General features: G+C 60.7%; 5 protein-coding genes. All 5 read right to left on the bottom strand.

Annotated elements, in window-relative coordinates; all coding sequences use genetic code 11:
- Positions 1 to 315, bottom strand: a 315-nt coding sequence (locus AC6FTP_RS23950; protein WP_497209431.1) for a hypothetical protein, incomplete at its 3' end; no start/stop codon positions are given.
- 38 nt (positions 316 to 353) lie between these two features.
- Positions 354 to 1,589, bottom strand: a complete 1,236-nt coding sequence (locus AC6FTP_RS23955) for a 3-keto-disaccharide hydrolase (protein ID WP_497209432.1) — start codon at positions 1,587 to 1,589, stop codon at positions 354 to 356.
- A 43-nt stretch (positions 1,590 to 1,632) separates the two neighbouring features.
- On the bottom strand, positions 1,633 to 3,486 hold the full coding sequence (locus AC6FTP_RS23960; RefSeq protein ID WP_497209433.1) for a PQQ-dependent sugar dehydrogenase: 1,854 nt from the start codon (positions 3,484 to 3,486) through the stop codon (positions 1,633 to 1,635).
- Positions 3,487 to 3,548: 62 nt separating this feature from the next.
- Positions 3,549 to 4,181, bottom strand: coding sequence for a 3-keto-disaccharide hydrolase (locus AC6FTP_RS23965; RefSeq protein WP_497209434.1), 633 nt, complete (start codon positions 4,179 to 4,181; stop codon positions 3,549 to 3,551).
- A gap of 73 nt (positions 4,182 to 4,254) precedes the next feature.
- Complete coding sequence (locus tag AC6FTP_RS23970; RefSeq protein WP_497209435.1) at positions 4,255 to 8,130, bottom strand: PVC-type heme-binding CxxCH protein; 3,876 nt, start codon at positions 8,128 to 8,130, stop codon at positions 4,255 to 4,257.
- Between the last annotated feature and the right edge of the window lie 133 nt (positions 8,131 to 8,263).

An 8,263-nucleotide genomic window follows, 5' to 3' on the forward strand; every position in this document is an offset into this window, starting at 1 on the left:
GCCGCCAAGCAGCACTTTCCAGCGTTTCGGCAGCACATCGTGAGAATGGGACCTCGGCGGGTGATCCTTTGCACCTCCGGCGAAGAGAATGGTGAGCGGTCGCAGGCTCGCCTCTGCGGCGGGCTTTGGTGCCTTGCCGAGAACGGCATTAACCTCGGCGCGGCTGCGCAGTTCCGGTGTCTGGACGCCATAGGTGTTCTCGGGTTCCGCTTGGGCGTGTGCCAACAAACCGGTGGAGGCAGCGAGTGCTCCCGTCGAGCGATGGAGAAAGGTGCGACGGGTGATGTCGGTAGGGAGTGTGTGGGTGGGTTTCATGGTGTGGGTTGAAGGTAGTTGCAGGGGTGATGGGCGCTCTATTTCTCCAGCGGTTTGAGGTAGATATTGCGGAACTGGATCGGGCTGCCCTCGCTTTGCAGGCAGATCGCGCCGCTGGACGGTTTGGCGCCGGTGCCCTTGTTCTGCAGCACGCCGTTGATCGTCAGTTGGATCGAGTCGCCATCGCAGACGATGTCGTAGCTGTTCCACTCGCCCGGGGGTTTCTCGTTCGATAACTCCTGTTTCTTGGCTCTTAGGTATGGCTTTACAACCGGGCCGAGCTGCTTGCCGTTGACGGTCAAGGACGAGAGGTTGATCAAATAGAAGTCACCTGCGTTCTCATGCATGACTTGGGCCTCGATGGAGGTTGGCCAGAGGAGGTCGGGGCCTGTCTTGTGCAGCAGCACGCCGCTGTTGGTCGGCTTGCCGTCCCAGCGCCACTCGAGATGCAGTTGATAGTTCGCGTAGTCTTTGCTGGTGCGGAGGTAACCCGACGGCTTGCCCTCACAGTGGATCACGCCGTCGCGGACCGACCACACTTTTGTGTCGGTTGAATTGACGTCTTTGCCCTGCCTCTTGCCGGGGCTGAAGGGGATCCAACCGTCAAGGGATTTGCCGTCGAACAACATCACCTTGGCAGCCGGTTCGATTGCGTCCCCGGAGTGCAGCTCCGTGATGACGATGTCCTTGTAGCGCACGATGGCGGTTGAATTGCCGTGGATCTGAACGGCGATGATGCCGGTGGTCTCGACGGTCGGGTCGGTCTCGGTGTAGTCCACCGTCTGCACGCCATTGAGCCAGATCTGAATGCGCGAGCCTTCGGCGCGGATGCGGTAGTCGTTCCATTCGCCCACGGGCTTGCGCGCCTTTTCCAGCACTTCCTTCGTGGGTCTCTGGATGACTTTGCTGCGGCGAATGTGATCGTAGAGCGCTCCGTCGTAACCTGCGCCGAGGTCCGCCTGAAATCCGGACACTTCGGTGCCCTTCGGGACACGCTTGGACCGGAAATGCACGCCGCCATTCACGAAGCCCTCGGTGCCTTCCAGTTTCCATTTCAGCGTGAGTTCGAAGTCGCCGAACTCTTTGGTCGTCGTGAGGTAGTCGTTGCGGGTTTGCTTCTTCTCGAGTGAGCCCGAAGTGAATGCCCCGTCTTCGATGCGCCATTGCGTGGTGGTATCGCCCTCCCACCCGGCGAAGGTCTTGCCATCGGAGAGCGGTGTCTGGGCCGAGGCTGCGGACGTGAGGAGGAGAAGGGTGAGGAGGAGTTTTTTCATGATGTTAGGTTCTCGGTTGGGTCGAGAGAGGCTTGGCCACGTTTCATTTCGACAGGCTCTTCACATAGGCCATGAGCGCGTTGATTTCGTCGTCGGTCATCGGCGCCACCACCATGCCGGGCATGGAACCTTCATGAATCTTCTTCATGGGTTCCTTCACCGATTCGACGAAATAGGCTTCATTGAAGTCCACTCTGATGAGAGGCCCGCCGATGCCGTCATGCACTTGGAGCGGCTGGCCCCAAAACTTGTCGAGGAAACGAGGCGCGTGCAGCGCCTCGCCTGGAGGGGCCGGGACAGCGGGATCGGTCTGATGGCAGGTGGCACAGAGTTTTTCAGTGAAAAGCCGCTTCCCCCGAGCGATTGGGGAATCCGCACGGCCGGACGAGGTCTCCTCCGTAGATATTGGGGTCACCCTCGGTTTTACTTCGCCTTGGAAGGCGACCAGCCGAAGGACCTTGCCGGTGGTCCCTTTAGGGCCTGCCAGAGAGGTGGTCAGAGCATAGAGTTCCCCCTCTGCATCCTCGCCGAAGGCGACCAGATAGCCATCGAGCGGCTCATCTGAGGGACCTATGAGGAACTCCTTCATTTCTCCCGAACGAAGATCGGCGTGGAATAGCTGCCCATGCAAGCCTCCGGAGGTCGTCCAATTGCCGAAGACATAGCGTCCCTGTAGCTGAGGGATCGCCGTGCCGCGGTAAACGTAACCACCGATGACGGAGAGGACGCCTGACTGGATGTATTCGCGAGTGTAGGCGAGCGCAGGATCAATCAGCGGAGCTTGGCCGGCCCAAGGCGCATCCTTTGTGAGCTTACCTGGATTGTCTTTGCGGTAAGAATCACCCTCCTTGAACGGCCAACCGCAATTCCCCCCACGTTTCACGATATTCACCTCTTCGGTCACGCTCTGCCCGACATCGCCCACGATCAACTCTCCAGTGGCGCGATCGACACTCATCCGCCAGGGATTCCTAAGGCCGAGGGCATAGATGGCATCCAGCCCCGGACGGCCCACATAGGGATTGTCAGATGGGGCGCTGTATTGACCGGTCCCAGCCTTGACGCCTTGGAGGCCGAGCGGATCGATTCGCAGGATCTTGCCTCGCGGGCTCTTGATGTCCTGCGCGATGCCCATGGGTGACTTGTCGGTAAACACGAGCCCGGTGCCACCGTCGCCGACGCTGATATACAGCAGGCCGTCGTGGCCAAAGGCGAGGCTGCCGCCGTTGTGATGGAAATTCGGCGTGGCGTAGGAGAACACGACCCGTCGGCTGCCGACATCGACGCGATTGGTATCATCGTCGGAGGCGCGCCACTCCGTCACGACGTTGAGGTGATCGACCTTGTCGGCGGCGTTCGCCAGAGGAACCTCGCATGGGCCGGGAGGCTCGCTCGTGAAGGTATAAAACTTGCGAAAGCCAGGGTGATCCTTGCGGTCGAATTGGGGGTGGAATGCCAGGCCGAGCAGGCCACGCTCGTCGTAGGCTGGATTCACTTCCTTCAACCAAGGCCGCAGGTCGAGGAACGGCTCGCTGAGCAAGCGTGCGTGATCGACGATGCGGATGATGCCGATCTGGTCCGCAACGTAGAGTCGGTCCTTTTGTCCCGGCGCGAATGTCAGCACCAGCGGAACCGCAAAACCCGACGCCACCTCCTGCAGTCCGACGGCAATGTCACCCTTGGGCATGCGTTGGGCCTTTCGATCGAACGACCCGCCGCGCACAAGGCCGTCCGCCAGGGACTCCTTGGACTTGGACACCGAGCCCGATGGCTGCTTGGGGGCAGCGGGTTCGGCCCGGAGGTCCGGCTGGGCGAGCAGGATCGCAGTCGTGATGACAAGCCCAAAGACGTTGAAGGAATGTTGCGTGTTCATCGGAAGCAGGCTGAAGCGGATCATGAATCGAAGTTTTTTGATGCGGCACGGCAGTCGTTCCATTCGCCTACCGAGGTTTTCGACCATTACTTCCCCTTCCCTGCGGGCAGCTCCGTGATGGCGATGTCCTTGTAGCGCACGATGGAGGATGAATTGCCGTGGATCTGCAGCGCGATGATACCCTTGGTCGCGATGTCGGGTTCGGTCTCGGTGTAGTCCACGGTCTGCACGCCATTGAGCCAGATCTGAATGCGCGAGCCTTCGGCGCGGATGCGGTAGTCGTTCCATTCTCCGACCGGTTTACGCGCCTTTTCCAGCACTTCCTTCGTAGGCCGGGCCAGGACTTTTTTGCGACGCATATTGTCGTAGAGCGCACCGTCATAACCCATGCCGAGGTCCGCCTGGAAGCCGATGACCTCGTGTGAAGGTGGTGCAATACGTTTCGTGCGGAACTGCACGCCGCCATTCACAAAGCCTTCCGTGCCTTCCAGCTTCCATTTCAGCGTGAGTTCAAAATCGCCGAACTCCTGTGTCGTCGCGAGATAGTCGCAGTAGGGCTGCTTCTTCTCGAGTGATCCCGCAGTGAAAGCGCCGTCTTCGATGCGCCACTGCGTGGTGGTATCGCCCTCCCAGCCGGTGAAGGTCTTGCCATCGGAGAGCGGTGTCTGAGCCGAGGCTGCGGAGGTGATGAGGAGGAGGGTGAGGAGTAGTGTTTTCATGATGTTAGGTTCTTGGTTCTTGGTTCTTGGTTCTTGGTTGGGGCGTTGTGGATTGAGCGTGTTCGGGATGAATTCATTTCCCCAACTCACTGACGTAGCGGATGAGGTCGGCCATTTGCTGCTCGCTGAGTGTGGCGGTGAGGCCGTCGGGCATGAGGGTGCCGCCGGTCTGAATCTTGGCGGTGCTGGCTCGTTGGAGGGTCTTCACGCTGCCGGTGGCTGGGTCGCGGATGTCGATGGTGTCGGTGGTCTCGGTATGCTTGAACCCTGCAATGACGCTGCCGTCCTTCATCGTGACGGTGGCAGCTTCGTAGCCCTCTTTGACGTTGAGCGCGGGCCAGATGATTTCACCAATGATCATGTCGATGGGCATGCTGCGGCTAATGGCGCTGAGGTCGGGGCCGATCTTGCTTTGCGCCGCTCCGGGCATGTGGCAGGCGATGCAGCCGGTTTGTTCGAAGACCTTTTTGCCTTCGGCGGCACGGCCAATGGTCTGCGCGGATTTCACGATGGTGGCGACATACGCCTTCGTATAGACGGGGAGTGTGGTGTTCATGCCCGCTAGATTCATGAGCAACTGCGGCAGTTTGCGGTCGCTATGGCCGAGCAGATTCAGTGCGGCGAGCGTAAGCTTGGCGCTGGCGGCGCTGAGCGCTTTCGGCTTCGACACGGCCTTGTTGAAAGCGGCGCTGCCTTCTGCTCGTGCGAGCATGGCCTTGACCAATGGCGTGGCTTCCTCGCTGCGCTTGGCGTGGTTGAGTTTGCCCAGCACGATCCGTGCAGCCTCGTCCGGACTGCCAGTGATGAGCGCATCGAGCGCGGTGGCTTGCAACTCGGGCGACGCAGCGCTGTCGATGATCCGGAGCAGCGTGGGATCGGCGGGGCCGCCAAAATCACCGATGGCGGTCAGCGCGGCTTTGCGCAAGGGCAGCGGCGTGGCTTCATCGGCAGCGAGGGCTTGGAGGCGGCTGGCAAAGGCGGGGAGTTTCCAAGCACCCGCGATGCGCACGGCCTGGGTGCGCACGGCGGCATTCGTCGAAGTGAAGAGCGGCTCGATCAGCGGTGCGGTGTCGTTGGGCTTGGAGCCGCGCAAGGCGGATGAACTCGCAAGTGCGGCGAGAACAGTGGGGTCCTGACCACCGCGTTCGAGGATGAGACGGAGGTCCGTTGCACTGGCCACGGTGGCGAGGGCCTTGAGCCAAAGGGACTGACGCGCGGCATCGCCTGCATGACGCTCGATCTGCTGGCGCATGATGTCCCTGTTGTTCTCCACCTTGGCATTTTGCAGGGCAAAGATGAGGTGCTCGTCCTTGTCGAAAGCGAGTTTTCCAGCGGCGAGAGCTGGCACCCAGATCGGAGCGAGGCCGTTCAGCGTCTTCGGAAGTGAGTGTTGATGATAGGCGTTGAAAGGCTTGTCCAAAGCGCGCAGGGCGACCACGGCTGCGCGTGGGTCCGGCACGTAGCTGGCCGCGACAATGGCTTCCAGACGCACCATTGGGTCTTCATCGGCAATCTGCGGTTCCAGCAACGTGATGGCCTCGGGCAAGGCACCGTCGCGCGCCCAAGTCGAAAGCGTGCGCGTGGCGTAGGCGCGAATGCGGGCGTCCGGCGAACGTAGCAACGACTTTAACAACTCGGGTCGCACCTTTTCGTGGGCCTCGTAAATGGCGAGGGCCTGCAGGCGGCGGTATTCATCCTTCGCATCGCCCGCCTTGAGTTTGGCAACCCACGCGTCGAGTGCCGTGGTCACTTCCTCGCTGTCGCGCTCGAACAGCAGGCGCTTGGATTGATACTGGGCCCAGCGCTCGGGGGAGTCGAGTTGCTCCAAGAGCTCACCTGCTGTGGCATTCACGAGCGATGCCGGCTTGACCAGCGGACGGCCCTGGTAAGTCACACGCCAGATGCGTCCATGTTCCTTGTCGCGGTCGGGATGCCGATAGGAGGCGCTGTAATGACCAATAATGGGATTATACCAATCAGCGACATAGAGCGCGCCGTCCGGGCCGCTACGGACCTCCACCGGCCGGAAGACATTGTTCTTCGTTTCGATGATGTTCGGAAGCTGCGTCGAGGAATACACGCCGTCCTTGATGCGCAGTTCGTGTTGCTCCAGGCGGTTCGCGTAGTAGCCGCCGAGGATGACGCGGCCCTGCATCTCCTGCGGAAACTGGCTGCTGCCGATGAACTCCATGCCGACCTGTTTGCTGCTTGCCTCGCAAACTCTAACGGCTCCCGCTGGCGTGGCCAAGCTGGAGCGCACGAGACCCGGCATGGTGAAGTAGGCACTGGCGTTCGCGCCGCTAATGTGGAAGGGCTGACCGTAGTCCGTGGTGACCACGCCCCAGCAGTTCGCGCCCGCAGTGGACCATTGAAAAAAGGGATCGAGGTGCCCGGTGCGCGGGCGCAGACGCCATACGCCGGAGCGGTTCAGCGTCTCCACGCCATACGGGGTCTCAACGCGTGAGTAGATGTGATGCCCCTGCGTGAACCACAACTCCCCGCCAAAGCCCCAGTTTAGGCAATTGATCAATTGGTGCGAGTCCCCCGTGCCGAAACCACCGAGAACGATTCGCCGGGTGTCCGCTTTCCCATCACCATCGGTGTCGCGAAAGTGCAGCAACTCCGTGCCCTGCGCGACATAGAGCCCGCCATCGCCAAGCTCGATGCCAGTGGGCATGAACAAGCCCTCGACGAACTTGGTGAACTTGTCCGCGCGGCCATCGCCATCGGTGTCCTCGCATACCAGCACGTAGTCGTTGGGCTTTTCGCCCGGCTTGATCTGCGGATAGCTCACCGTGCAGGCGACCCACAGTCGGCCGCGCTCATCCCAGCGCATCTGGGACGGCTTCACCACGCCATCGGCTTCGGAGGCGAAAAGATTCACCTTGAAGCCGTCGAGGACGTTCAAGGACGCGAGTTCCTCATCCGGCAATTGCGGCTTCACACTCGGCGGCTCGACAGGGATGGACGAGTGGATGCCGACGGGCGTCACGGGCTGGCCAGCCAGCGCCTTCCAGATGTTTTCATCAGCCTGCTGGACCAGCGGCACGAAGTCCTTCATTTCCTCTGGGAACAGGTGCTTTTTGTTGTCCTTCCAGTCCCTGGCAAAGGGCTGAGTCGTGCGGTCACCGGTGATGAATGCCCAGTTCATGGGCCTCCAGTAATCAAACCACAAGCGCTCCATTTCGATGACGGCACTGCGCACGCCTCCGGTATCCGCTTCGGGCTTCGTCGAGATGCCCAGCGACTTTGCGATGTGCGCCGCCACGATGCGATGCCCTTGCTCATTCAGCTGATAGCCATTGTCCGTGAGCGGTTGCGCATCATGCGGGAGTTTCATGAGGTCGATGAACGTCACACCAAGTTTCGCCGCGAGATCGCGAATGGCCTCCGCATAAGCCTGCACCGCAGGGTTGTTCCGTGTGAGATCGGGCGCGAGCGGCTGCGTGCTTTTTTCAAACCGCATCGGAGATACCAGCACCACGCGGCGGCCACCCTCCGTGAACTCCTCGATCAGTTTCTCATACGCCGCGATGAACGCAGGCAACCTCTCCAGGCCAGCGAGTGATTCCATCTGGCCAAACTGCGCAATCACCGCCGTCGCTTCGACCTCGGCAAGCTGCTGTCGCCAGTCGCGCTGCTGCCGCCAGCTCTGGCTCGGGTCGAGCTTCCCCGCCGCGCCACCATCGCGCCACTGTTCAAACACCGTGTCGCCCTCCCACCCGAAGTTGCGCACCTTGATCTTCGCGTCCGGCTGCGCGGTGAAGAGATGTGTCTGAAAAAACCCATTGAAACGCGTGCGCTCGATGTTCGATCCACCCGTCAGCGCGATGACGTCGTTGGCTTGCAGCTTGAAGGCAGCGGATTCAGCACGGAGATTCGGCTGGGCGGGCAGGATGGCTGTCGCGATGACAAGCCAAATGACTTTGAGAGAATGGTGCAGTTTCATGGGAAGCAGGCTGGGGCGGATCATGGATCGAAGTTATTTGATGCGTCATTGTAGGCAAAAACGCTCCCGTTTTGCTTGGCTGATACCCGCGACTTTTTGTATTTTCGGCGCATCCCGTTCTGTTTCCGATTCG

This window comes from Prosthecobacter sp. (assembly GCF_044378005.1).
Lineage (GTDB): Bacteria > Verrucomicrobiota > Verrucomicrobiia > Verrucomicrobiales > Verrucomicrobiaceae > Prosthecobacter.